General features: G+C 62.9%; 34 protein-coding genes and 1 tRNA gene. 26 read left to right on the top strand and 9 right to left on the bottom strand.

Translation table 11 applies throughout. The annotated features are described in order from the left end of the window. Positions 1 to 411 precede the first annotated feature (411 nt). The 9 genes from ACYU81_RS05180 to ACYU81_RS05140 are packed head-to-tail and all read left to right on the top strand — an operon-like array spanning position 412 to position 7,471. A complete protein-coding gene (locus ACYU81_RS05180) occupies positions 412 to 963 on the top strand; it encodes a phage baseplate assembly protein V (protein WP_460986682.1) in 552 nt (183 codons plus the stop codon). Next, the gene (locus tag ACYU81_RS05175; protein ID WP_460986680.1) at positions 963 to 1,313 is read left to right on the top strand and encodes a GPW/gp25 family protein; all 351 of its coding nucleotides are present in this window, start codon (positions 963 to 965) and stop codon (positions 1,311 to 1,313) included. Before ACYU81_RS05180 ends, ACYU81_RS05175 begins: the two co-directional genes overlap by 1 nt. Before the next feature lie 15 nt (positions 1,314 to 1,328). Then, complete coding sequence (locus tag ACYU81_RS05170; RefSeq protein ID WP_460986678.1) at positions 1,329 to 2,504, top strand: phage tail sheath subtilisin-like domain-containing protein; 1,176 nt, start codon at positions 1,329 to 1,331, stop codon at positions 2,502 to 2,504. A 38-nt stretch (positions 2,505 to 2,542) separates the two neighbouring features. Beyond that, complete coding sequence (locus ACYU81_RS05165; protein ID WP_460986676.1) at positions 2,543 to 3,055, top strand: phage major tail tube protein; 513 nt, start codon at positions 2,543 to 2,545, stop codon at positions 3,053 to 3,055. Between the two features lie 57 nt (positions 3,056 to 3,112). Beyond that, complete coding sequence (locus ACYU81_RS05160; protein WP_460986674.1) at positions 3,113 to 3,421, top strand: phage tail assembly protein; 309 nt, start codon at positions 3,113 to 3,115, stop codon at positions 3,419 to 3,421. Between the two features lie 8 nt (positions 3,422 to 3,429). Continuing rightward, positions 3,430 to 3,561 carry a GpE family phage tail protein gene (locus ACYU81_RS05155; protein ID WP_460986672.1) on the top strand — a complete coding sequence of 44 codons (132 nt, stop codon included), beginning with the start codon at positions 3,430 to 3,432 and terminating at the stop codon, positions 3,559 to 3,561. Beyond that, positions 3,561 to 6,038: a phage tail tape measure protein gene (locus ACYU81_RS05150; RefSeq protein ID WP_460986670.1), complete on the top strand. Its 2,478-nt coding sequence runs from the start codon at positions 3,561 to 3,563 to the stop codon at positions 6,036 to 6,038. Before ACYU81_RS05155 ends, ACYU81_RS05150 begins: the two co-directional genes overlap by 1 nt. A gap of 12 nt (positions 6,039 to 6,050) precedes the next feature. Continuing rightward, on the top strand, positions 6,051 to 6,464 hold the full coding sequence (locus ACYU81_RS05145; protein ID WP_460986668.1) for a phage tail protein: 414 nt from the start codon (positions 6,051 to 6,053) through the stop codon (positions 6,462 to 6,464). After that, positions 6,461 to 7,471 (top strand): contractile injection system protein, VgrG/Pvc8 family, encoded by a 1,011-nt coding sequence (locus tag ACYU81_RS05140; protein WP_460986666.1) that lies wholly within the window; start codon positions 6,461 to 6,463, stop codon positions 7,469 to 7,471. The genes ACYU81_RS05145 and ACYU81_RS05140 overlap by 4 nt, the downstream gene beginning before the upstream one ends. A gap of 2 nt (positions 7,472 to 7,473) precedes the next feature. Here ACYU81_RS05140 and ACYU81_RS05135 read toward each other — a convergent pair whose 3' ends face one another. The 5 genes from ACYU81_RS05135 to ACYU81_RS05115 all read right to left on the bottom strand — a co-directional run bounded on the left by ACYU81_RS05135 (position 7,474) and on the right by ACYU81_RS05115 (position 10,023). Beyond that, positions 7,474 to 7,953, bottom strand: coding sequence for a hypothetical protein (locus ACYU81_RS05135; protein ID WP_460986664.1), 480 nt, complete (start codon positions 7,951 to 7,953; stop codon positions 7,474 to 7,476). Positions 7,954 to 7,955: 2 nt separating this feature from the next. Beyond that, complete coding sequence (locus ACYU81_RS05130) at positions 7,956 to 8,180, bottom strand: hypothetical protein (protein ID WP_460986662.1); 225 nt, start codon at positions 8,178 to 8,180, stop codon at positions 7,956 to 7,958. A gap of 62 nt (positions 8,181 to 8,242) precedes the next feature. After that, positions 8,243 to 8,908, bottom strand: a complete 666-nt coding sequence (locus ACYU81_RS05125) for a hypothetical protein (protein ID WP_460986660.1) — start codon at positions 8,906 to 8,908, stop codon at positions 8,243 to 8,245. A gap of 18 nt (positions 8,909 to 8,926) precedes the next feature. Further along, complete coding sequence (locus ACYU81_RS05120) at positions 8,927 to 9,349, bottom strand: HIRAN domain-containing protein (RefSeq protein ID WP_460986658.1); 423 nt, start codon at positions 9,347 to 9,349, stop codon at positions 8,927 to 8,929. Beyond that, positions 9,349 to 10,023, bottom strand: a complete 675-nt coding sequence (locus ACYU81_RS05115; RefSeq protein ID WP_460986656.1) for an XRE family transcriptional regulator — start codon at positions 10,021 to 10,023, stop codon at positions 9,349 to 9,351. The genes ACYU81_RS05120 and ACYU81_RS05115 overlap by 1 nt, the downstream gene beginning before the upstream one ends. Before the next feature lie 85 nt (positions 10,024 to 10,108). Here ACYU81_RS05115 and ACYU81_RS05110 point away from each other — a divergent pair, with 85 nt between their 5' ends. The 14 genes from ACYU81_RS05110 to ACYU81_RS05045 all read left to right on the top strand — a co-directional run bounded on the left by ACYU81_RS05110 (position 10,109) and on the right by ACYU81_RS05045 (position 17,615). After that, positions 10,109 to 10,438, top strand: coding sequence for a YdaS family helix-turn-helix protein (locus tag ACYU81_RS05110; RefSeq protein ID WP_460986654.1), 330 nt, complete (start codon positions 10,109 to 10,111; stop codon positions 10,436 to 10,438). Next, positions 10,438 to 10,680 carry a hypothetical protein gene (locus ACYU81_RS05105; RefSeq protein ID WP_460986652.1) on the top strand — a complete coding sequence of 81 codons (243 nt, stop codon included), beginning with the start codon at positions 10,438 to 10,440 and terminating at the stop codon, positions 10,678 to 10,680. Before ACYU81_RS05110 ends, ACYU81_RS05105 begins: the two co-directional genes overlap by 1 nt. 65 nt (positions 10,681 to 10,745) lie before the next feature. After that, positions 10,746 to 11,078: a hypothetical protein gene (locus tag ACYU81_RS05100; protein ID WP_460986651.1), complete on the top strand. Its 333-nt coding sequence runs from the start codon at positions 10,746 to 10,748 to the stop codon at positions 11,076 to 11,078. Between the two features lie 2 nt (positions 11,079 to 11,080). After that, positions 11,081 to 11,365: a hypothetical protein gene (locus ACYU81_RS05095; protein ID WP_460986650.1), complete on the top strand. Its 285-nt coding sequence runs from the start codon at positions 11,081 to 11,083 to the stop codon at positions 11,363 to 11,365. Further along, positions 11,362 to 11,850: a hypothetical protein gene (locus tag ACYU81_RS05090; RefSeq protein WP_460986648.1), complete on the top strand. Its 489-nt coding sequence runs from the start codon at positions 11,362 to 11,364 to the stop codon at positions 11,848 to 11,850. Before ACYU81_RS05095 ends, ACYU81_RS05090 begins: the two co-directional genes overlap by 4 nt. Continuing rightward, positions 11,851 to 12,147, top strand: a complete 297-nt coding sequence (locus ACYU81_RS05085; RefSeq protein ID WP_460986646.1) for an ogr/Delta-like zinc finger family protein — start codon at positions 11,851 to 11,853, stop codon at positions 12,145 to 12,147. Between the two features lie 96 nt (positions 12,148 to 12,243). Next, entirely contained in the window at positions 12,244 to 14,955 is a 2,712-nt protein-coding gene (locus ACYU81_RS05080) for a toprim domain-containing protein (protein WP_460986644.1), read from the top strand. 14 nt (positions 14,956 to 14,969) lie between these two features. Continuing rightward, on the top strand, positions 14,970 to 15,362 hold the full coding sequence (locus ACYU81_RS05075; protein ID WP_460986642.1) for a DUF2312 domain-containing protein: 393 nt from the start codon (positions 14,970 to 14,972) through the stop codon (positions 15,360 to 15,362). Then, on the top strand, positions 15,362 to 15,556 hold the full coding sequence (locus tag ACYU81_RS05070; RefSeq protein ID WP_460986640.1) for a hypothetical protein: 195 nt from the start codon (positions 15,362 to 15,364) through the stop codon (positions 15,554 to 15,556). The genes ACYU81_RS05075 and ACYU81_RS05070 overlap by 1 nt, the downstream gene beginning before the upstream one ends. Continuing rightward, positions 15,553 to 16,023, top strand: coding sequence for a hypothetical protein (locus ACYU81_RS05065; protein ID WP_460986638.1), 471 nt, complete (start codon positions 15,553 to 15,555; stop codon positions 16,021 to 16,023). Before ACYU81_RS05070 ends, ACYU81_RS05065 begins: the two co-directional genes overlap by 4 nt. After that, positions 16,020 to 16,463 (top strand): hypothetical protein, encoded by a 444-nt coding sequence (locus ACYU81_RS05060; RefSeq protein ID WP_460986636.1) that lies wholly within the window; start codon positions 16,020 to 16,022, stop codon positions 16,461 to 16,463. Before ACYU81_RS05065 ends, ACYU81_RS05060 begins: the two co-directional genes overlap by 4 nt. Then, on the top strand, positions 16,460 to 16,738 hold the full coding sequence (locus tag ACYU81_RS05055; protein ID WP_460986635.1) for a hypothetical protein: 279 nt from the start codon (positions 16,460 to 16,462) through the stop codon (positions 16,736 to 16,738). The genes ACYU81_RS05060 and ACYU81_RS05055 overlap by 4 nt, the downstream gene beginning before the upstream one ends. Further along, positions 16,735 to 17,430, top strand: coding sequence for a hypothetical protein (locus ACYU81_RS05050; protein ID WP_460986633.1), 696 nt, complete (start codon positions 16,735 to 16,737; stop codon positions 17,428 to 17,430). Before ACYU81_RS05055 ends, ACYU81_RS05050 begins: the two co-directional genes overlap by 4 nt. Beyond that, positions 17,427 to 17,615, top strand: a complete 189-nt coding sequence (locus ACYU81_RS05045) for a helix-turn-helix transcriptional regulator (RefSeq protein WP_460986631.1) — start codon at positions 17,427 to 17,429, stop codon at positions 17,613 to 17,615. The genes ACYU81_RS05050 and ACYU81_RS05045 overlap by 4 nt, the downstream gene beginning before the upstream one ends. Positions 17,616 to 17,618: 3 nt before the next feature. Here the strand turns inward: ACYU81_RS05045 and ACYU81_RS05040 are convergent, their stop codons facing one another. Continuing rightward, on the bottom strand, positions 17,619 to 18,980 hold the full coding sequence (locus ACYU81_RS05040; RefSeq protein ID WP_460986629.1) for a tyrosine-type recombinase/integrase: 1,362 nt from the start codon (positions 18,978 to 18,980) through the stop codon (positions 17,619 to 17,621). 132 nt (positions 18,981 to 19,112) lie between these two features. Continuing rightward, positions 19,113 to 19,203, bottom strand: a tRNA-Ser gene (locus ACYU81_RS05035). Between the two features lie 225 nt (positions 19,204 to 19,428). Here ACYU81_RS05035 and ald point away from each other — a divergent pair. After that, positions 19,429 to 20,544 carry an alanine dehydrogenase gene (gene ald, locus ACYU81_RS05030; RefSeq protein WP_460986628.1) on the top strand — a complete coding sequence of 372 codons (1,116 nt, stop codon included), beginning with the start codon at positions 19,429 to 19,431 and terminating at the stop codon, positions 20,542 to 20,544. Positions 20,545 to 20,567: 23 nt separating this feature from the next. Here the strand turns inward: ald and ACYU81_RS05025 are convergent, their stop codons facing one another. Then, positions 20,568 to 21,770, bottom strand: a complete 1,203-nt coding sequence (locus tag ACYU81_RS05025) for a phospholipase D-like domain-containing protein (protein ID WP_460986627.1) — start codon at positions 21,768 to 21,770, stop codon at positions 20,568 to 20,570. Between the two features lie 123 nt (positions 21,771 to 21,893). Between ACYU81_RS05025 and rpoZ the strand changes: the two genes are divergently transcribed. Next, a complete protein-coding gene (gene rpoZ / locus ACYU81_RS05020) occupies positions 21,894 to 22,238 on the top strand; it encodes a DNA-directed RNA polymerase subunit omega (protein ID WP_196224478.1) in 345 nt (114 codons plus the stop codon). Between the two features lie 360 nt (positions 22,239 to 22,598). Here rpoZ and ACYU81_RS05015 read toward each other — a convergent pair whose 3' ends face one another. Then, a complete protein-coding gene (locus tag ACYU81_RS05015) occupies positions 22,599 to 23,045 on the bottom strand; it encodes a hypothetical protein (RefSeq protein ID WP_449474674.1) in 447 nt (148 codons plus the stop codon). A gap of 139 nt (positions 23,046 to 23,184) precedes the next feature. Between ACYU81_RS05015 and ACYU81_RS05010 the strand changes: the two genes are divergently transcribed. Next, on the top strand, positions 23,185 to 23,856 hold the full coding sequence (locus tag ACYU81_RS05010; RefSeq protein WP_460986626.1) for a spermidine synthase: 672 nt from the start codon (positions 23,185 to 23,187) through the stop codon (positions 23,854 to 23,856). The last annotated feature ends 170 nt before the right edge of the window (positions 23,857 to 24,026 follow it).

Raw genomic sequence — 24,026 nt, 5'->3', positions numbered from 1 at the left:
ACCGGAACTCAAGGTCGTCAGCAATGAGTCTTGCACCAAGCAGGGTTGGTTCCATCCCCAAGTGCATTGTAGCTTCGATTTTCGAACATTCGACCCAGACGATAAACAGCAATTACATCCGCTCGAATCCAAACGAGCCTACTCGGTCATTAGGACCAGCCATAAAGGTGAGCAGTGCGTTGAGGAATCGTCGCTTCCTCCGTTGTAGCAGTCTCGGTCGCCCTTCCACACTTTCGTAAGCCGCCAGTCTCGAATCCATCACCTGCAGTTCAACAGCCGTCAGTCCGCTTCCCACCCATCCCCGCCACGCCCCAGCTAAAGGAGGCTGATCGGCAACGCCCTGCATTTGGATAGCTTTCTGTCCAAATGCAGGGGCGCGAAAGGATGGAGCGCGCGCGCCATGGTCCGCGCATGGCGAACACCCAAGATTCCGAACAGCAGGTCGGCGAGGCGATCCAATATGGCGTCATCGCGTCGGTCGATTATGCCAACGCCACCTGCACAGTTACGCTGGGCGACCTGACCACCGGCGAACTGCCGTGGGTCGCCATGCGCGCGGGCGGAATGCGTTACTGGTCGCCGCCCTCCGTTAACGAACAGTGCGTCGTGCTGGCCCCGGAAGGCGATCTGGAAAATGGTCTGGTCATTCTGGGCCTTTATTCCGATGCCAATCCGCCGCCTTCCAATGACCCCGACGTCGTCCAGATGGATTTTCCCGATGGCGCGTCGATCAATTACAACCACGCCACCCATGCCCTCGCCATCAGCCTGCCTGCGGGCAGCACCGCCGCCATCGACGCCACGGATGTCACCATCAACGGTAATGTCGCAATCAATGGCGATGTGACGATCAGCGGCACCGCGACCGCGACGGAAGACGTCGTGGGCGGCGGTAAGAGCCTCAAGAGCCATAAGCATGGCGGCGTGCAGGCGGGCGGTGCCCAGACCGGAGCGCCGGTCTGATGGCGGGCATGGCACGCACCACCGGCGCGGCGCTGGATGGCCTCGACCACATCAAGCAGTCGGTGACGGACATCCTATCGACGCCTGTCGGCACGCGCGCGGGCCGCCGGGAATATGGCTCGCTGCTGCCGGAACTGATCGACCAGCCCATGACCCCGGCGAACATCCTGCGGGTCTATGCGGCGTCGGCGGTGGCGATCTCGCGCAACGAAGACCGGCTACGCCTGCGCCGGGTCAGCCTCGCCGCCGGGCAGCGCCCCGGAGCAGCCACCATCATCATCGACGCGGAACGAACCGACACCGCCACCGCGAACGCCCGCACTCGCCTCGTCCTGCCCCTCTCTCTTTAGCCCAAGGAGCCTGTCATGCCCTTCAAACATGGTATCACCGTTACCGAGATCGACACCGGCGCTCGCACGCTGACCACCGTCTCCACCGCCATCATCGGCTTGGTTGCAACCGCATCCGACGCAGACGCTGCTGTCTTCCCGCTCGACCGTCCCGCGCTGATCACGGACATTGAGGCTGCAATCGGCGATGCGGGCGTGGACGGCACGCTGGCGAACGCCCTGCGCGCCATTGCCGATCAGACCCGCCCCGTCGTGGTTGTCGTTCGCGTCGAGGAAGGCGCAGATGCTGCCGAGACCGCCAGCAACGTCATCGGCACCACGGATGCCAACGGCCAGAAGACCGGCATGCAGGCGCTGCTGGCCGCGCAGGCGCAGCTGGGCGTCAAACCGAAGATCCTCGGTACTCCCGGCCTCGAAACGCAGGCGGTTACCACGGCGCTGGCGGTGGTGGCGCAGAAGCTGCGCGGCTTCGCCTATGCCCGCGCAATCGGGGAAACGGTCGCCAGCGCGATCCTCTACCGCGCCAATTTCAGCGCACGCGAACTCATGCTGCTGATGCCCGACTTCCTCGCCTGGGACACGGCCACCAGCGCTAACGTCACCAGCTATGCCGCCGCCCGCGCCATGGGGCTGCGCGCCCTGATCGACACCCAGACGGGACCGCACAAGACCCTGTCGAACGTCCCGGTGCAGGGCGTCGTTGGGCTGACCAAGGATATCCATTGGGACATTGAGGACATGGCGAGCGAAGCCGGGCTGCTCAACGCCAAGGAAATCACGGCGTTGGTTCGCACGGACACCGGTTATCGCTTCTGGGGCAACCGCACGACGGCGGAGGCGGAAAGCCAGTTCGTCTTCGAAAGCACGACGCGCGTCGCGCAGCTGCTGATCGATACGATTATCAGCGGCATGCTCTGGGCCATCGACAAGCCCCTGACCCCGGGGCTGGCGAAGGATATCATCGAAACGATCAACGGCCTTGGCCGTCAGCTGAAAGCGCAGGGCATCGTCCTCGGATTCAACTGCTGGTTCAATGAGGCGAACAACAGCACCGCCAGCCTGAAGGCGGGCAAGCTGCGCATCGACTATGATTACACCGTGCCGCCGCCGCTGGAAGATCTGGGCTTCAACCAGCGCATCACGGACAGCTACTTCGCCGACTTCGCGAGCCAGCTGGCCGAGACGGTCTGATCCCGCCCCCTTCATCCCTTCAATCATAGGAGCCAGCGATGGGATTGCCCCGCATCCTCAAGAACATGAATTTCTATAACGAAGGCTTCGCCTATGGCGGCGAGGTCAAGACCGTCACCCTCCCGAAGCTCGCCCGCAAGCTGGAAAGTTATCGCGGCGGCGGAATGAGCGGCGAAGTGCAGATCGACATGGGCATGGAGGCCATGGAACTGTCGGCGACATTCGGCGGCCCGGTTCGTGACGTCCTGCGCCAGTGGGGCACGTCCACCGTGGACGGCGTCTATCTGCGCTTCGCCGGATCCTATCAGCAGGACGACAGCAGCGCGATCGACACGATCGAGGTCATCGTGCGCGGTCGCTATTCCGAGATCGAGATGGGCGATCAGGAAATGGGCGAAGTGGGCGAGTTCGCCGCCACCATGGCGCTGGCCTATTACAAGCTGGTCTGGAACGGGCGGACGGAAATCGAGATCGACCCCATCAACATGGTCGAGATCGTGGGCGGCGTGGACCGCACCGCCGAACTGCGCGCCTCTGCTGGCATGTTCTGATTCCTGCGGCCCGGCGCGCGCCGTCGGGCCGTCCTTCCCTGAAATCTGGAGAGTATCATGAGCGAACCCAACGCCCCCGTTTTCCGCACCGTCACGCTCGACACGCCGATCATGCGCGGCGAAACCACCATTGAGGAAGTGCAGCTGCGCAAGCCCCGTTCCGGCGAACTGCGCGGCCTTTCGCTGGTCGATCTGGGGCAGCTGAAGGTGGACAGCCTCACCAAGATACTGCCGCGCATCACTGTGCCCCCGCTGACCGAAGCGGAAGTCGGCAATATGGAACCGGCGGACCTGCTCGCCTGCGGCGCGGAGATCGGCGGTTTTTTGCTGCAGAAGTCGCAGCGTGCGGCTGTCCTCGATCAGTAGATGACGCGATGGCGGACGTGGCGATCATCTTCCATTGGTCGCCCGCCGTCATGGACAGCATGGACCTGTCCGAACTGATGGGCTGGCGCGAACAGGCCGCCCGTCGATCGAAACCCCCTGAAAAGCCCGGAAAGCGATAATGGCGGACAAGAACCTTCGGCTGCAGATCATCCTTGAGGCGCTGGACAAGGTCACATCGCCCCTGAAATCTATCACTGGCGCATCGTCCGCCGCGCGCCGCGATCTCGCGAAGACGCAGGATGAACTGAAGGCCCTTGGTGCCCTGCAAAAGCAGGTCGGCAGCTACAAGTCCGCGGAATCGCGCTTCGCCAACGACACGCGCCAATATCAGGAACAGCAGGCGAAGCTGGCGCACCTGCGCGCCCAGCTGGAGGCGACGGAAAAGCCGACGAAGAAGCTGCGCATGGAATTCGAGCGGGCGGAAAAGCAGTCCGCGCAGCTGGCAGCGCGGCTCGATCAGGGCGGCGCGGAACTGCAGCAGCTGTCGGCCAAGCTGTCCGCCGCCGGTGTCGATGTCATGGATCTGGCCGGGCATGAGGATCGTCTCGCCAATCGGACCGCCGAGGCGAACCGCGCCCTCAAGCAACAGACGGCGCAGCTGGAGAAGGTCGCCCAGGCCAGTCGCAACTCCGAAAAACTGAATGAGGTCAGCCAAAAGGCGACGGGCATGGGCCTCGGCATGGTCGCCGCTGGCACCGCCGCCGGTGCGCCGATCGTCATGGCGACCAAACAGGCGATGACGCTGGAGAGCGCCATGGCCGACGTCCGCAAGGTGGTCGATTTCCCCACGCCCGAAGCGTTCAACAAGATGTCCAACGACATATTGGAGATGAGCACGCGGATCCCGATGGCCGCCGAAGGCATCGCCCAGATCGTCGCCGCAGCTGGCCGCGCCAATGTCCCGCGCGAGGAACTGATGCGCTTCGCCGAAGATGCGGCGAAAATGGGCGTGGCGTTCGACAGCACCGCCGAAGATGCGGGCAATACCATGGCGAAATGGCGCACCGCGTTCGGCTTGCCGCAGGATGGCGTCGTGGCGCTGGCTGACCAGATCAACGCCCTGACCAACAGCTTCGGCGGCAATGTCGGGGCTGTGACCGACATGGTGACGCGCATCGGCCCGTTGGGCAAGGTCGGCGGCCTCGCTGCCGCCCAGATCGCGTCCATGAGCCAAGTCCTGTCCAGCGTCGGCGTGGAATCGGAAATCGGCGCGACCGGCATCAAGAACATGATGCTGGCGCTGACCAAGGGCACATCGGCCACGAAATCGCAGCAGGGCGCGTTCAAGGCGCTGGGACTGGATGCGGTGCAAATGTCGAAAGACATGCAGAAGGATGCCGGGGGCGCGATCACCAACGTCCTTGAGCGTATCCAGAAGCTGCCGAAAGAGGCGCAGGCCGGGATGCTGACCGAACTATTCGGTTCGGAAAGCGTCGCCGCCATCGCGCCGATGCTGACCAGCCTCGACCAGCTGAAAACGAATTTCGCGCTGGTAGGCGACAGGAGCAAATATGCAGGCTCCATGAACAAGGAATTCCTGTCGGCCATCGCCACAACAGAAGGCGCGACCGGCTTGGCGGGCAACGCCCTGTCGGCGCTCAACATCACCATGGGCCAGTTCCTGCTGCCCACCATCGTCAAGGTGTCGGGCTACGTTTCGAAAGCGGCTGTCGCGGTGCGTGGATGGGCAAAGGAGCATCCGCTGCTGGCGAAGGGCATCATGATCTTCATGGGCGCGGGGGCTGCGCTGCTGATCCTGCTCGGTGGCCTCGCGCTGGCTTTCGCCGCCTTGACCGCCGCCGCCGCGCCGCTGGGCATCGCGCTCGGGCCATTGCTGCTGATCGTCGCGGCCATCGCGGCGGTCGCCGCTGCAGCCTTTCTGATCTACGATAATTGGGGCGCGATCTCGGCGTGGTTCGGCGGCCTGTGGGAAGGCATCAAAACCATGGTCAGCGGGGCGATCGACTTCCTGATCAATGCCTTCCTGACCTTTCACCCGCTCGGATTGCTCATCCGCGCCTTCATGCCCGCACTCGCCTATCTCCGGTCGCTGAATTTTACCGAGATCGGCCGCAATTTGATCCAAGGGCTGATTAACGGCGTCGTGGGGATGCTAGGCGCGCTGAAATCCACTATCGTCGGTGCGGCCAGTTCCGTCGCCAACTGGTTCAAGTCGAAGCTGGGCATCCATTCGCCCTCCCGCGTCTTCGCCGGGCTGGGCGGCTTCGTCATGGCCGGGCTGGATCAGGGCATCGCCAGCAACACTGGCGGTCCACTCGATCGAATTGCCGAACTGTCGGACCGCATGACGAAGGGCTTTTCCGCAAGCCCTGTGATTCCGCGCATCATGGACCTGTCGGGGCAGATGGCGAGTGCGATAGGCGTGGGCACCGCTGGGGCGGCGATGGCCGTCGCGTCTCCTGCTGCGGCTCAGCAGCCCGGCAGCAGCCCCGCCGCCGCTGCCGTGCAGAACCACTACACCATTCAAGTCACCGTGACGGGCGGCGCGGAGGGGCAGGACATCGCTGATCAGGTCCGCGAAGCGATCGAGAGGATTGAGCGCGAGCGGCGCGGACGCGGCTTCGGTGATGATTAAGGAGGGCACGACATGCATTTGATGGCGCTGGGCATGTTCCTGTTCGAGATCGGAACGCTGGCCTATGATGAAATGCAGCGAAAAACGGACTGGCAACATGCCCGGTCCCAGCGCGTCGGCGCGCGGGACGCGACGCAGTTCACCGGCGTCGGCGATGAGACGATCAGCCTTTCGGGGGCAGTCTATGCCGAGATCGCGGACGGGCGCGTCTCGCTCGATGACCTGCGCAGTATGGCGGACGACGGCGAGGCGCTGCCCTTGGTTGATGGCAGCGGCACGGTCTATGGCAATTTCGTCATCACCGCGCTGGATGAGCGCCATGCCTTCCTCATGTCCGATGGCCGCGCGCGCCGGATCGATTTCGGCATAGATCTGCTGCGCGTGGATGATCCGGCGGCGGCAAATAATGCCCAGGCGTCGACATGAGCGAAAAGATCAACAATATCGCGGACTGGCGCGTTACGCTCGACGGTAAGGATCTGTCGGACCGGCTGCGCCCGCGCCTCGTATCCCTTTCCCTGTCGGAAAAGCGCGGCGATGAAGCCGACCAGCTGGATATTGTGCTCAACGACACGGACGGCATGCTGGGGATCCCGAAGGAAGGCGCGGTGCTGAAGGTGCAGCTGGGCTGGAAACAGGGTGCGGACGTTACCACCGGCCTGATCGATAAGGGCAGTTTCAAGGTGGACGACGTGTCGCACAGCGGCCCGCCCGATCAGATCACGATCAAGGCCCGCGCCGCCGACTTCACCAGCAAGATCCGCAACCGGCGCGAGCAGAGCTGGAAGAACACGACGCTGGGCGCGGTGCTGAAAGACGTCGCGGGCAGGAACGGCCTGACGCTGAAAGTCGCATCGGACCTTTCCTCGATCGCGCTGCCTTCGATCAGTCAGAGCCGGGAAAGCGACATCGCCTTCCTGCGCCGCCTTGGCCGCGAGAATGACGCGGTGGCGACGATCAAGGACAAGCATCTGATCTTCGCGCGAAAGGGCGCGGGCACCACGACCAGCGGCAAGGCGCTGCCGACCCTCACGATTCGCCGCACCGATGGCGATCGTCACAACTGGCAGCGGCAGAAGCGGGACGGTCAGGAAGGCGTGACGGCCAGCTGGCACGACAAGAAGGGGGCGAAGCGGCAGACCTTCACCGTGGGCAAGGCCGATGGGGCCAAGAAGCTGCGCAAGGTCTATCCTGATGAGGCGTCGGCGAAGCGCGCCGCGATAGCGGAGCGGGACCGGCTAAAGCGGGCACCGGCCACCTTTGACATGAAGCTGGCGCTGGGCCGCGCCGATGCCATCCCCGAAGCGCGCGTGAAGGTCAGCGGCTATAAGGATGAGATCGACGCGGCCACATGGCTGATTTCGGAAGTGACGCACCGGCTCGACAAGGCGGGTGGCTTCACAACCGATGTGAAGATGGAAACAGCGCCTTAACGCTAGTCGTGATTTTCTGCGCGCTTCGTGATAGCGTTTTCCACATCCTCTGCAGACATGAACTGGCCCGTCCGCGGATCACGCCCGGTCAGGATGAACCGCGTCAAACCAGAGGCACGCTCAAATAGGGTGGCACTCCCAAGATAAGATGGCGCATCGCCCGAAATGCCGCTTAGATCGACGAAAACACCGCCACCGGCGAATTTTCCAACCTTGTTGGCCGCCTTGACGGCTTCGTGAGCCATCGCCGAAATTTCCTCATGCTGCCGCTTCATGTCGGCGTAATTTGCCGGGTTCAGCAGCGTCCCCATCGATAGTCCATCTGAAACATCAGCGACATGAGCCTGTGCGCCTTCGTTACGCTTGCGAGCAGCGGCAAGCTGAGCATCATATCGGTGAGTACGGATTACCATGAAAGCAAACGTCGACACGACGAACGCCAACCCAAAGACGGGAAAGATAATCTGGAACGTGTTCGACATGATCAGTCCTCGTCCCTCATAAATTGCGGCGCGGCCAAGCACATTGCAGCACACATGATCCCTAGCAAGAACGCCCACAACTCAAGATAGGTCGATTGCGCCTTTTCACTATACACTAGACCCAGGCCGCCTGCAAAAAAGCCGATACTGGCATTCCCCCAGAGCGCGCCGAGATTCTTATGAACCTCGTTGAAGCGTTTGGCTCTGCCCTTTTCCTCTGGCGTCATCTCGCCCCTCATACCCCTTCAAGACCTGCGACGGCGCGGTTCTGCCGCCTTTCTACCTTGGGCTAACCGGCTACCTTTGTGCAGAACAGCCCATTGGACCGCATGTTGTCCGCGCAATATTCGGCAACCCCTTGGCGCGCTGCTGGCCTGACATACACGTCCTCGGCGAATTCCAGCATGCCCTGCGGTGCGATCTTTCCATATTGGACCTGCCGCAGATCCGCAGTCTTGACGCGGAACTGCAGCACCTTGCTCCGCGATTCCTTCCCGTAGAGATCGAAAAGCGGCGCGGTGAACCAAAAGTCGATCGTCTCAATGGGTGGGGGCAGGTCGGCGGCACCGGCCTTGATCGCTTTACCGGCGGCCTCGACCACCATCGCGGCCTGCACAGGCAGATCCTCTTCGCTCCAGCCCTGTTTCAGGTCTACCTTCACGCTTGCGAATTTCGTGTCGGCGAACGCCTTAACCTCGGCGATCTGTTCGTCAGAGGCAGCCACCGTGCCCTTCGCAGGCGCTTGCCCTGCATCTGCGGCGTCGGCGCTGGATGTCGGCGGGGGCATCACAGCGGCGGTCACGATGAACAGCGCGAACGCAACCCCGACGCCAGACAGCGCGCGCTTCCGCGTCCCCAATCCGACCTTGGGCAAGGGTCGCACCAAGGCAATGATGGACGCGACAAATACAATCAGGCACGCCATCAGCGTGCAGAAGGCTGCGAAATTTCTCATTTTTCCCCCGTTGAGCGCCTAATCGTCAGGCCAGATTTCATCTGAATAGAAACCCGTGTCGCCCCCGTCATCCAAAGATCCATTGTCCTGCACCATGGTCGCGGGAAGCTGCGGGATTTCTCCATCGAATGCGGCACGGATCCACGCGCCGGACGGCGAGGTCTGCTGAAAGATCGCCTGCACTTCGCGGCATTGTTCCAACAGCTGGGAAATCCGGCCACATCGCTCCGCCGTGAGATAGCCTATCTGCACCCCTCGACACGAAAGCACCGCCACGGCCCGCGCGTCCGCCTTGTTATGCGGCTCTGGGCGCAACTCGACAGGCTCCCCGGGCACGCATAGCAGGATCTCGCGGCGGCGGTCAGATCCGTCGTTGTTCGGGAATCGCGCGCCGACAACCGCCAGCGACATAGCGGGCAGGCGACCCACTGGCGTGACCATTAGAGCCTCTTCACCACCGCTATGACGCGACCGACGATGAACAGTTCGCCGTCAGCGGCAATCTCGTCCCGCACCAGCTGATTGTCTGAACTGATCCGCATGCTGCCATCTGGCAGCGCGCGAAGCCGCTTGATGATTCCCAGCCCGGCGAAGATGCCAGCCCAGATCTTGTCGCCCATCTCCGGCGTGGTTTGCGATCGGTCAATAATGACCACGTCCCTGTCATGGATGGTCGGCATCATCGAATCACCAATGCCTGTCGCGCTGCAGAGCAGATGCGGCGGTGTCGTAGTGAATTGGTTCAGCCAGCTGCGGGAAAATTTGACCTTTTCGACGTCGATGTGCGTCGTGTCGAGAAAGGTGCCGCCCATGCCATAGGACAGATTGATGTTGTCGATCTCGACAGTGTCGCCATCATCATCTGCAACATCGCCGGGAGCCACCACGACCACGCGCGCAGATGGAGCATCATCGTCCGTCTCCCCGACCAAATATTCCGGCGATGTCTTAAGCGCGCGCGCCAGTTCAAGGATTTTCCCGGTTTCGCGCGTCTCTCCGGAGATTAAGCGGCCCACGGAAGGCTGGGAAATACCGATCTCACGAGCCAATGCCGATTGGCTGGTGCGACGATCCTGAATGAGCCATTCGAGCCGGGAACCGATGATATCAGCCATGTGCTGCTGCCTATACGAAAATGAATAGCCAGACACCCAACGAATACGTTGACAAGGAGCTATTCAGTTACGTATAGGTCTATTCATGGATGAAGACCTAACCCCTTACGAAGCGCTCGTTTTGTGCCGCGACCGCGCGGGCAGCGACAGCCAGATGGCGCGTGACCTTCAGGTTTCGCAGCCGAAGGTCTGGCGCTGGATCAACCAATCGAAGCTGCTGCCCGCCGAATATGTGCTGACCGCTGAGGATCTCTACGGCGTGTCACGTCATCATCTGCGCCCCGACATTTACCCGGCCTCCCTGACCGTCGCGCCGGAAGATCCCGGCGAGGAATGTGGGCCAATCCTATCGGACCGCAGCCGTCCCGTCGCTTGCGATCGGAAGCCGAAAACGCAACGGAGGGATGTCGCCTGATGTCCTTCGCCAAAGATGCGCAGGCTCGCCTGCTGAACGCTCTCTTCGACGCCACGCACCCGATGAGCGTCACGGAACTGGAAACCCAGCTGCGCGTCACGCGCCGCGATCTTTGGTCCGCAGTCCGCGCCCAGGCAACGCTTGGCAATGTGCGGAAGGGGCAACCTCTCGAGCTCACCGCAGCAGCCCGCGCCGCCATAGCAGCAGGCCGGGCAGCGTACCCGGCGGCAGTCGCCGCCTGACCTGAAATTGGTTGGGCGAGGCTCGCACCCCCGCCCAACCGATCCGCTTGAAAGGACCAAACGGAATGCTTTCCTTCGAGACACAGGCGACCGGGCGCAATGCGCCATCGCAGTCTGATCGCGCAGACCGCGCCGAAAACGGGATAGTCGACACGCTGCGCTCCGAACATTCGGGCAAAGGTTCATCATCCCTTTGCGCCGAAAACGCCGCGCGAACCTATTCGCTCCGGGGCCGCTTCGCCGCGCGCCATACCTTTGTGGTGCCAGAAGGGCTGACCATCCGCGACCAACCGGCACCAGCGCCGCAGCTGCCGCGCTGGTTTAGCGCCGTCATCTTCCTGCTTATCAGCAGCGCGACCCTCTTCGCCATGTGCGCCGTTGGGCGGCCCGGAGCATGAGCATGGATCTAGACATGCAACTGCCCGAAAACAAGGTGTCTTGGCATGTCGAGGACGGGCGTCTTACGCGCGGCATCGGCGAACCTGCGGGCTTCTTCATCTGCGAGCCGGGCAACTACGGCAAGGCTGTAGCTTGGATGGAAGAGGAAGAGCCCGCACGCATCGCGGCAGCGGCACCGGAATTGCTGACCGCCCTCGCGGAAATGGTCGCCCGCTTCGGACATGTGAAATGCTTGCAGGTCGGCGCTGCCATCGGCGCATTGCGCAAGGCGGGTGTGCTGAAATGACGAAGGTCCGCGCCCCTCTCACCTTCTCCCTCGCCATCACAACGGCAGTCGGCCTTATTGGCTGGGAGCAGGCGGCCAAGATCACGCGGCGATCGAAGCGCGCGGTGCGCTATTGGAGCGAGAGCGACAAGGCCAGCATGCCGACGCTCGATCAGGCCATCGCCCTCGATCGGGCCTTCATGGAAGCGGGCGGCGGCTTTGCCCCAATCCTCGAAAGCTATGCGCGCCAGCTGGACGTCGCGCTGTCGAACACAATGGCATGTCGCGCGGCGCTGGCCGACGACATCGCCCAGGCATCGCTGGAGACGGCGGACGCGATCAGCAGCAGCATCCACGCGATGCAGCCCGGCGCGTCTCCCACAGAGATCCATCACGCAATCAAGGAGACCGAGGAAGCGAGCGGGTCGATGAACCGGCTGCTGACCCGTCTCAGGTCATTCCTGTCCGGCAATAGTGCCGCGCAGGGTAAACTGGGGGAAAGCTGAATGTCGGGTCTGCCACATGTCACTTGTCCGGCCTGCGGGGGCCGTGCCCATTCTCGGGCTGTGGGCAAGAATGATACGCTCTTTCGGGAGCTTTACTATCGCTGCCGCAATCCTGACGCCTGCGGGCATGAATTTGTTGTCGAGATGGTCGCGGTGCGCAGCACCAAAGCGAGCCGCTTCCCGACGCCGCTGGCCGTGCTGCCGCTCACCACATGGCACGCCGCCGCGAATGACCGCGCCGACAACGACAACGGTCCGCCCAGCGAGCCTGCCGATGCCGTAGCCACCCAGACCTAGCCGCTCGGCCTAGCCGACACGATCCCGACGAACAGAACCCAGCCCGGCGCACCCCATCGCCGGGAACGGTCCCTTATTGCCTGAGAACCTGTCCCCATGCGTGAAGACATACTGCGCGAAGTCACAGCCCGCCTGATCAAAGACTATAATCTCCGCGAGCGTGGCGGCTTCCTGCGCGAGGGGAAGTGCCCCCAATGCAACGACAAAAAGGCCCTGTGGACGCCCGCAGGCCATCCTTGGGTGCTTCGCTGTGGCCGCGTCGAAAAATGCGGATGGGAAGGCGAAACCAAGTCGCTCTACCCTGAAATTTTCGATGACTGGTCGAAGCGTTACAAGGCGACGCCGAAGAACCCCAACGCCGCCGCCGACGCCTATCTGATCGCCGCGCGCGGCCTCGACATCGCGCCGCTCAAGGGCGCTTACACTCAGGAATGGTATCAGGATCCCGAACTGAATATCGGGTCGGCCACCGTCCGATTCCCGATGCCCGGCGGCGGCTACTGGCAGCGGCTGATAGATCAGGCTCACCGCTTCGGCGACAAGAAGGCCACCTTTTCCTACGGCGGCGGCTATCGCGGCCATGTCTGGACCTATCCCGGCGACACCATCGAAACGCTGGCCCGCGCCAAGGAAATCTGGATCGCGGAAGGCATCTTCGACGCCATCGCCCTGCGGCATAATGACATCGTCGCGGTGTCGGCCATGTCCTGCAACAACTTTCCCAAGCGTTTCCTGGCTGATCTGCGCAAGGCCATTGGCGACAATCCCGAAGCAGGGGCCGGGCCGCGCCTGATCTTCGCCTATGATCAGGGTGCTGCCGGTGTCGAATATACGATCAGCCATGTCGCCGAGGCCCGCAAGGCTGGCTGGATAGCGGGCGCGGCGCAGGTCAAGATGGATGGCGAGGGCGAGAAGCGGGACTGGAATGACCTGCACCAAGCCGATCGGCTCAAGGCCAACCATATCGAGGAATATCTCTGGGCGGGCGACGTCACGATCGCGGGCAGCGCCGATGAAAAGGCGTTCCTGATCTACAAGCGGTTCAAGACCGCCTCTTTCCCCCTGATCTTCAACCAGCGCCAGCTGTGGGCGTCATTCTCGCTGGAGCGGATCGAAAGCATCCTCGAAGGGCTGCGCGAAACCGATCCGACCATCGCATCCCTGCCTTATCAGGATCAGTGGGAGCAGGCCGCGCGACAGGCCGCCGACATCACTGAGTTGGCGAATTGCACCTTCCGCACTCTGTATTTCCAGAAGGACGCCCATATCGAAGAAGGCGCATATTTCCTCCGCATCGACTTCCCCCGCATGAAAGGACAGCCGCGCCGCGAGCCAGTGAAGGCCACCTTTTCCGGTGCCAACCTGTCGGCCGGTGCCGAGTTCAAGAAGCGCCTGTCATCGGTCGCCCCCGGCGCGCAGTGGACCGGCGCGACCGGGCATCTGGACAAGCTGATGCAGCGCCAGTGGGCCAGCATCCGCATGGTCGAGGCGATCCAGTTCACCGGCTATTCGATCGACCATGAAGCCTATCTGCTCGGCGATATCGGCGTCAGCAATGGCAAGGTCGAGAAGGTCAACAAGGACGACTATTTCGTCTTTTCCCGCAAGGCGGTGAAGCTGCGCACGGCGGACCGCCTGTTGAAGATCAACTATGACGCGGACCGCCTCAATCTCGAATGGCTGCAGCCGGTCTACGAGGCTTGGGGGCCAAAGGGCTATGTCGTCCTGACATTCTGGGTGCTGTCGCTCTTTGCCGAGCAGGTCCGCGCCGCGCAGGATTCCCTTGGCTTTCTCGAAGTGACCGGCCCTCCCGGCACCGGCAAATCCACGCTGATCGCCTTCCTGTGGAAGCTGATGGGCCGCGTCGGCAACTATGAGGGCTTCGACCCGACCAAGGCTACCAATGCCGGTATTTCCCGCACGCTGGGACAGGTCGGCAATCTGCCGGTGGTGCTGATCGAGGGCGACCGCAATCAGGAAACGCCGCACAGCCGCCGCTTTGAATGGGACGAACTGAAAACGGCCTATAACGGGCGCGCGGTCCGCACCCGCGCCATCGCCAACGGCGGCATGGAGACATTCGAGCCGCCATTCCGGGGCGCGATCGCCATCGTGCAAAACGATCCGGTCGAGGCGTCCCCGGCTATGCGCGAGCGCATCATGGGCCTGACGATCGATAAGGCGGGCTGGGGCGAGCATACCCGCGAAGCGGCTGAGAAGGTGGCGCGGATCGACCGCGACGACGTGTCGGGTTTCATCGTCCACATCGTCCGCAAAGAGGCGGAAATCCTGAAATGCTACCGGGAGCGCTTCGCCCAGCACCGCGACGCGATGCTGAAACAGCGCGGGATCCGCAACAACCGCTTGGCGCTGAACCATGCCCAGCTGGCCGCGATGTTCGACGCCATGCAGATCGTGGTGAACAAAATCCCGAAAGCCGCGGCTGATGCCACGCACGATTTTATCCGGGAAATGCTGACCGATCGGCAGCGCCTGGTCGAACATGATCATCCCCATGTCGAGCTATTCTGGGAGCGCTTCGATTGGATCGCGGCGCAGGAATCCGACACGACGGACCGGCCCATTGATCACAGCCGCACCAACGACGTCTTTGCGATCAACCTTGTCCAGTTCGAGCAGAAATGCGGCGATCTGCGGCTTTCCCTCCCCCCGATGAACGAGCTCAAGCGGCTGCTGAAATCCAGCAAGGCGCGGAAGTTCATCGCTCACAAGCCGGTCAATTCCCGCACCGGAAAGACCGTCAACTGCTGGGTCTTCAACCGGCCCGACAACACCCCCACCCCATGAACAGGAAGGCAATCATGCAGTCTCAAACTGTAGCAGATCCCGCGCGCCCGATGCGCATGGCGTCCGTTCCCGATGGCAAGGGCGGCTTCGTCCACCAGTTGGTGCCCGCGACCACCGGGCCGGTGCCCAAAGGCAAGAAAAAGCGGATCGTGCCCGATCCCATCAAGGCTAATCCCGACGCCGCCGCGCAGCAGCTGCGCCAGTTCATCGAGCGGATCGAAAGCATCGACGGCGAGATTGCCGGGATGCAGGATGATCGCGCCGACGTCTTCGCCGAAGCCAAAGCCACCGGCTACAACAACAAGGTCATGCGGGACATCATCGCGCGGCGGAAGAAGAACCGCGACGCGCTGATGGAAGAAGAGGCGATCCTCGACACCTACCTGACCGCGCTGGGGCTCGACTGATGGGCCGCCGGTCTTCCCCCATCCATCCCATCGGCTGCGCCTGTGATTCCTGCGCCCCCGGTGGATCCAGCAACCGCCGCACCGGACTGGCGATCAAGGGCGCGATCCGCGCGCTTTTCCTGATCGCGGCCCTGTTCGCCATCCCCTTCATCATCGCCCACGCATTGGCCAGCGCCAAGGGAGAAAACCGTTGAACATGATCCCCACCTTCGCCCGTTTCACCTTCATCTGCGCCGACTGCGGGAGCCAGCATAACAGCCCGACGCAGGACATTCCCAAGGGCTGGGCCTTGGTCTCCATGGACTGCTCCGGCGCGCCATTCGTGCGCTGCCCTGACTGCGCCGCCAGCGTCGAACAGGCCCAGCATGATCGCATGACGGATTTCATGACCAACATGCACCCGCCGCAGGCTGCTGATGCTCGCAGGCTGACGCTGCAGGAGCACACCGCCCTGACCTTTCTGGCAGAAGGCGCGCGGGCCATGACATGGCAGGTCGCGCGCGCCTGCAACCTGATCGCTGGTCGGCGCTGCTTGCCGCAGGCCCGCAACATGCTGCGCCGCCTCGAACGCTGGGGCTACATCGCCCACGGCAGCACTCCTGCTGGCTATTATGCCAGCTGGTCCATCACCGAGGCGGGCAGGAAGGCGGTGCAGCCATGACAGCCGCGCCGTGGGCCATGACCACGGATGAGCATTGGGCGGCGATCGTCGCGGTTTGCGAAAGCCGCGACGCCTCATGGGCCGAAGAGATCCGCAAGGCAGGCAACGGCGACAAACGCTGGCGTCTGATCGAGGCCCGCAACGCCGACATGGCGCAGTGGCATATCCTCGCCGTGCTGATCGCCCGCAAGCTGGGCATCCCGACGCTGATCCGCGAGGAACTGACCGGCGTAGGCCGGCCACCCAATCCGACCGATCAGGAAGGCTGGATGGGCATCGTCGCCACCGCGCGCCGCGCGCTTGACAAGGCCGTCGCCGACACCCCGCATTATCGCAACCTCTACGCCATTTGGCGCTGGGCGCACCTTTATGTGCAGGTCTGGGCAATCCCCCTGCTCGAATTCCGTGCCGCCACTTTTCAGGAAAGACATGCCGCATGAAGACGTTCCGCATCAGCGTCACGCAGACAATCGATATAACGCTCGATGACGCCAAATTTGACAGCCGCTTCATGACCGAATTCCGCCAGCATTTCTTTGCATTCGACACGATCGAGGAACATGCCGAGCATCTAGCCCAGCTGCAGGCGCGCGGTATCCACGATCTGAGCCCTTTCGTCAGTGAATTCGTGGAAGGCTACGGCCCTTCGCACAACATGGGAATAAGGGGCACCGTCCGATCCACGGATATCGAATTCGAGGCGGAAATCGCGTGAGCGGCGAACTCACTGCGCGCCCGAAGGGCAGCACCCGCCACCCATGGGATTGGTATGTCGAGGAAAAGTGGGTGACGCACCGCCTGCTCGACATGATCGCCCTGGAATCGGACGTCACCTATCTGGATCCCTGCTGCGGCCAGCTTCATATCCCGGAGGCGCTGGCCGAACGCGGCTTCAACGCCTATGGCACGGACCTATTCGACCGCGCCGCCGGGCACCGGCTGTTCATGGGCGAACATGACCTGCTGGGCGACCAACGCCATCTGCTGGAGGCGGGCGGTGGCCTGTCGATCATCTTCAATCCGCCATTCTCTTTCCAGAATGGCCGCCTTGTGCGGGGGCTGGCGGAAAAGTGCATCCGCCGCGCCCTGTCGATCGCCACGCACAAGGTCTGCGCCCTGCTGCCCCTGAAATGGCTCGCGAGCGAAGGCCGCTACCGGCTTTTCACGGACGAGACGCCGATCGGAGTGTGGATCCTGTGCGAACGGCCATCCATGCCCCCCGGCAACATCATCGAGCAGCTGGGCGACAACGCATACGATCATGGCAAGATCGACTATATGTGGGTGGTGTGGGACAAGCGCCGCGCCCCCATGATGGACTTTCAAGGTCGGCCCTTCGCCCCGACCTTCTGGATACCACCCCGCGAGAAGATCGCGGGCACGGCGGAAAGGAAACTGGCGGCATGATCGCGCATCAACCCGAACGGCTATTGAAGATCGATGAGGTCATGCGCCGCACGTCCCTATCGCGGACGCACCTATACGCCCTCATCAAGCGCGGCAAATTTCCGGCACAGCGGAAGATGGGATATAAATGTTCCCGATGGGTCGAGAGTGAAATTGACGCATGGGTTGGCAACCTTGCCGCCTGACGGTCAGCGACCGGGCTTACCCGGCCCGGTCGCGGCCCACCTGATCGGCGCGCCGATGTGAACTTCCGGCGGCCACATATCACCGACCAGCAGATCTGCCCATTCGACGGCGAGTTCCCGGCGGCGTTCCATATAAGCCGCTCTGTTATATGCGCCCTCGACCTTGTCCTTGGGAACATGGGCCAACATCAAATCTATGATTGCCCGGTCCGGTGAAGCGCCGGTGTGCCCAGCTGCTCGCCACGCTCTCTCGCACCGCTCATTCATGATAGTCGAAAAAGCCGATCGGAACCCATGCGGCACATGCCGCTGATAATATCCGGCTCTGATCAACAGCGCACGCAGCGTGTTTTCGCTCATCTGCCGATGCGCATGCCGATCGCTGGGGAAGATGATCGCCAGATCCCCCGTCAATGACCGCATCACCTTCAAGATCGCCACCGCTTGCGGTGCCAGCGGCACAAGATGACAACCCTCGATCTCGCTCTTGCGGTCCGCGTCGCCCTTCATCCGGTGCGCCGGGATACGCCACAGCGGATCCGGCCCCTCCAGATCCTCGAACTCAGCCCAGCGCGCGCCATGCAATTCGTTCGGACGCACCGCCGTCAGCGCGAGCAGCCGCAGCGCCAGCTTCGTCGGCGCGCGGCATCGCTCGGCCTCGCAATCGATAATCAGCTGCCTGAGTTCGCCGATCGTCGTCACCGCCGCCTGCGGCTTGGCCTTCGGCTTCTTCGGCAGCGCAATGGCGAGGCTGGCCGCAGGATCGCGCGTCGCCTGTTCCGTGGCGATGCCATAGACGAATATGGCGCTGATGCGCTGGCGCGTCCGGTGCGCGGTCTCGACGGCCCCGCGATCCACGATGCTCTGCAACAGCGTGAACACCGCCGGGGCCTGAATGTCATCGATCGGCAGATGCCCCAGCGCCGGGAAAACGTCGCTTTCCAGATTTTCCATGACGTCCTTGGCGTGGATCTTCGACCAGCGCCGCTGCTGCAGCGCGTGCCAAGCTAGTCCGACCGCCTTGAAGGTGGGCCGAGTGTCAACGGGAACGGGGGCACGCTCGAACAGATCCACCGGCTTGGGCTCGACACCTTTAGCCAGGAGGGCCTTCGCCGCGTCGCGCGCGTCGCGCGCATCTTTCAAGGAGATCGCCGGATACGTGCCGATCGTCAGCGTTTTCTGGACCGGCTTGCCTTTGTCATTGCGCCCGAACTGGTAGTTCATCCGCCAAACGCGGCCACCGGCTTTCGAGACATGCAGATATAGCTGCTCGCCATCGGACAGCTTGTAAGCCTTCTCGCCCGCCTTGGCGGCCCGTAGCTTCGCGTCGGTCAGCACGCCCATACCATATTCCCCGAATCGCATACCATAGATCTTGCCATATGGCAGACCGGCTGAATGAGAACAAACCGGGACAATTACGGACGAATGAAATGCACGAAAATGCCGGAAAACCGAGGGTTTCCGGCCAAATGCGAATGAATGAGATTGAATGGGTGGCGGAGCGGGAGGGATTCGAACCCTCGATACGCTTTTGACGTATACTCACTTTCCAGGCGAGCGCCTTCGACCACTCGGCCACCGCTCCGCATGCACTGGAAGGCGGCTCCCTATCGTGCGGCGCGGCGGGTGGCAAGGGGATGCCGCGACTTTCCTGCTTCAATTTCGCGGCGCTACGTCACCCGCCGTCGCGCTACGTAGACCGTGACGGATAGGCAAATGTCCGGCCGCAACCTACATTCAGGAACAATAGCTACATTTCCGGCGATAACCTATCCAGATGCGCCATCTCTCCAGAACGGAAAGGCTGAACATGATTGTAGGCACGGTCAGGGAGATCAAGAATCACGAATATCGCGTCGGCCTGACGCCTGAGAGCGTGCATGAGCTGGCGGCCCATGGCCATCGGGTGCTGGTGGAAAGCGGTGCGGGGGAGGGGATTGGCGCGCATGACGCGCTGTACGCCCGTGCCGGGGGCGAGATAGTCCCGAGTGCGCGCGACGTGTTCGAAGCGGCCGAAATGATCGTGAAGGTGAAGGAGCCGCAGCCCGAGGAACGCGCCATGCTGCGCCCGGGCCAGATACTCTACACCTACCTTCATCTCGCGCCCGACCCGGATCAGACCCGTGACCTCATGGCGTCGGGCGCTGTCTGCATCGCCTATGAAACGGTCACCGACGCTGGCGGCGGCCTCCCGCTACTAAAGCCCATGAGTCAGGTAGCCGGGCGCATGTCGATTCAGGCGGGCGCGACGGCGCTGGAAAAGGCGAATGGCGGCCGAGGCGTGCTGCTCGGCGGCGTGCCCGGCGTCCTTCCGGCCAAGGTCTGCGTCATCGGCGGCGGGGTCGTCGGTTTCAACGCGGCGCAGATGGCGGCGGGCCTGGGCGCGGACGTCACCATCCTCGACCGCAGCCCCGAAGTACTCGAACGGCTCGGCATCTATTTCGAGGCGCGGGCCAAGACGCGCTTTTCCAATCGCGCCAATCTGGCCGAATGCGTGGCGGACGCGGACCTCGTCATCGGCGCCGTGCTGATCCCCGGAGCGGCCGCGCCCAAGCTGGTCAGCGCGGATATGCTCAAGACCATGAAGAAAGGCTCCGTGCTGGTCGACGTCGCGATCGATCAGGGCGGCTGTTTCGAAACCAGCCATCCCACGACCCATGCCGATCCGACCTATATCGTCGATGGCATTGTCCATTATTGCGTCGCCAACATGCCCGGCGCGGTCGCACGTACCAGCACTTACGCGCTCAACAACGTCACCCTGCCGCATGCGCTGCGCATCGCCGATCTGGGGTGGAAGAAGGCGCTGCAAACCGACCCGCATCTGCTCGCGGGGCTCAACGTCTGGGACGGCAAAGTGACCTATCAGGCGGTGGCTCAGGCGCTGGACCTGCCCTTTACCCCGGCGGAGGAAGCGCTGGCCTGACGGCCGCCCCGGAGCGACCCCTCTTAATCCGCGTCCGGATTGCGGAAGTTCAACCGCCGGGTGACGGTGTAATCCACCACCCCCACCAGGAAATAGCTGATCCACTGCTTCACCAAAGTCAGCACACCGCGCTGGGCCTTGTAGCGTTCCAGCGTGATCTGTCGGCTTTCCTCTGCGCGACGGCTGATGAAGTCCCTCGCTTCGTCCGCCAGCGCCTTGTCCTCAATCCGCAGCATGATCTCCAGGTTCAGGAACAGGCTGCGCATGTCGAAATTGGCTGATCCGATGAAGACCGCGTCATCGATGACGATCAGCTTCATGTGCAGCTTGCGCTTCTGATATTCCCATATCTCCACCCCGCGCCGCAGCAGCGGTCCGTAGAGCAGCCGCGCCGCCGCCACCGTCGCGCCATTGTCCGACCGGGACGGCAGGATCAGCCGCGCGCCCTCTCGCCGCGCCGCGCGCGCAATGCGTTTCAGCATGCCGCGTCCTGGCGAGAAATAAGCGGCCACCATGTCCACCCGCCGCGCATGCTCCAGGTCATGCTTCACCACCTGTGCCCAGGGGCTTAAGCGCCGGGTCGGCCCACCGATCAGCCATCGCATCGGATCATCGGGGTCATGGTGCAGCGACGGGTGCCAATGCCGCACCATCCGCCGCATTGTGCGGAAACTCTGCTTGCTGGTCGATACCCACCGCCACAGCTGCCCATACCAGTTGGTCATCGCCGCGACCTGCGGCCCGTCGATCAAAAGGCCAAGGTCCACCCAGGCATCCTCTTCGGGCAATCCGAAATAGGCATCCTCCACATTGAACCCGCCCAGCAGTAGCCGCCGGTCGTCCGCGATCGTCATCTTCTGATGATTGCGGATCAGGTAGCGGGTGGACCGCCGCGCGCCGAATCGGCCAAACCGTCCCCCCGCCTTGATTAACGGGTCGAAGAAATTAACCGGCGTGTCGGTCGATCCGAACGCATCGATCATCAACGTCACGGCAACGCCGCGCCCCCGGGCCGCGATCAGCCGATCCAGCACCATCCGCCCGCTCTCATCGGCGGCGAAGATGTAATAATAGAGCTTCAGGCTGTCTCGCGCGCCATCGATCAGGCCGATCAGCGTCTCTCGCAGGGCGGGACCATGTTCGATCACGTCCAGCCGGTGCCCCCGGATGGACAGGCCGATCCCGGCCTCGTCGCTCTTCGCTGGGGACTGCCGGTTGGTCGCCATATCCCGTTCATGCGCCTAATTGCCGCTATGCGCCACGGCTTTATGGGCTTTTCATTGACTCCCCGCCCGCCCGCTGATAGGCGCTGCCCTCACGATTTCCATCATTTTGCCAGGAGCGCCCGTTTGGCCCGCGTTACCGTCGAAGATTGCGTCGACAAGGTTACCAACCGTTTTGACCTCGTCCTGCTTGCGGCGCAGCGCGCCCGTGAGATTTCCGGCGGCGCTGAACTGACGTTGGACCGCGACCGCGATAAAAACCCGGTCGTCGCCCTGCGCGAGATCGCTGAAGAAACCGTTCTCCCGGCCGAATTGCATGATTCGCTCGTTGGGTCGCTGCAAAAGGTGCAGATCGACGACGACGACACGCCGGACGAAATCGGATCGATCGCCCAATCGGCAGAGGCCCTGCGCCTCACCGCCGCAGCCCCGCCGCGCAACCAGAATGTCGGCGGCGACTACGACGGCTGATCCGTTCATCGGTTCGGAGAGGGAATGAGGCTCGGCCTGCGCAAGCAGGACCGGGCCTCGATCCGTTTTGGGGCTGTGGAGTAGCAAGCGGGCACTGTGCTTAAATCCGTCACCAAGCGGAAGCTGGGGTCTCAGGCGATAACGCGCCATCCAATCCTTCGCCGGGATGACAAGTGCTGTCTAAATTCCCCTCTCCCCTTCAGGGGTCGGCCAGAGGCACGTGACTCTGGCCGAGGTGCCGAGCGAAGCGAAGGCGGGAGAGGGGACTGTAAAGTCAACCCTCGCTCCCCTCTCCCTAACCTCGATGAGAGTCACGCGCCTCTCATCGACCCCTGAAGGGGAGAGGGAACATCTCACTCCTCAATTCCCCAAACAAAAATCCCGCAAAGCCCGCGCATCATGCAGCGCATTATGCGGTATCCTGCTATTCGCCGCCGCACTAAATCCCGCTGCATTCACCAGCTGCAACTGCAACCCGTTCATATCCACCATCTGCCCCGGCCCGGTCACCAGCAGCGCACAGAAATGCGCCAGATCCTCCGGCCAGTCGGCGACGATCACCGGCTCCGGATCGCCCGCCAGATAATCGGCCAGATGATGCGCCGCTTCCACCCGGCCCAGCTCCATGTCTATCCCCGGCGGCACATGGCGCAGATAGGGGATAACGTTGCGCTGCACCCATCCATGCGGCTCCTCCGCCAAGGGCAGCGACACATAAAATTCATCGTCGCCAAATTCCGGCACCAGCGCGACGCTGATCAGCGCGCCTGCAAATCCGTTGAATTCAGTGTCGAGGAAATAGCGCATGAAAAAAGAACTGCCTGCTGAAAAGGGGGGAAGGGGCTGTCCGCGAGATAGGGGTAGGGCGCCACTTGCGCCAGCCTTTGATGATTTGCCTCGGTTCAAGCAAGCTGCCATGCGGGGCCATCGACACAAGGACCTGCCAGTGACCCCTCGCATACTCATCGACACCGCCGCCGTGCCGGGCGGACAGGAACTGAAACTCTATAGCCGGGGCAGCGATCACATGATCGTGCTCGACCGCAACGAGCTGATGAGCAGCCGCATGAGCGGTTCGGAAAAGGCGCTCGCTATCATGTCGCTTGAGCGCCTGAAGGGGCGGAAGGCGCCGCATCTCCTGATCGGCGGTTACGGCATGGGCTTCACCCTGCGCGCAGCGCTGGCGGGAATGGGGCAGGACGGCCGCGCCACGGTCGTCGAACTGGTGCCCAAGATTATCGAATGGGCACGCGGTCCGATGGTCGAACTGGCGGCAGGCTGTCTGGACGACCCGCGAGTCACCCTGATCGAAGGCGATGTCGCGGCAGAGATCGCCGCAAGCCAACAGCGCTATGACGCCATCTTGCTCGACGTAGACAACGGCCCCGACGGCCTTACCGCGCCCGCCAACGACCGGCTCTATTCCTCCGCTGGCCTCTCCACCGCCAAGGCCGCGCTGAAGCCCGGCGGTATCCTCGCCATCTGGTCCGCCGCCCCCGACGCCGCCTTCACCCGCCGCCTCCGCGACGCGGGCTTTCTGGTCGATGAGGTAGCGGTCAAAGCCCGCGACAACGGCAAAGGCCCCCGCCACGTCATCTGGTTCGCCCAGAAACGATAAGACCAAAATCCTCCCTGCGCGGAGCGTGGGGAGGGGGACCGCTCGCGAAGCGAGTGGTGGAGGGGAAATGGCACAACCTGCGCATTCCCCCTCCACCAGCCTGTGGTTGGTCCCCCTCCTCATCTCCCGATGGGGGGCAGCCCCTTCCCAAAAACTCCGTCATCCCAGCG

This window comes from Sphingobium sp. TomTYG75 (genome assembly GCF_054771635.1).
Note: the sequence above shows the minus strand (reverse complement) of the source record. Positions and strands in the feature narration are given on the sequence as shown.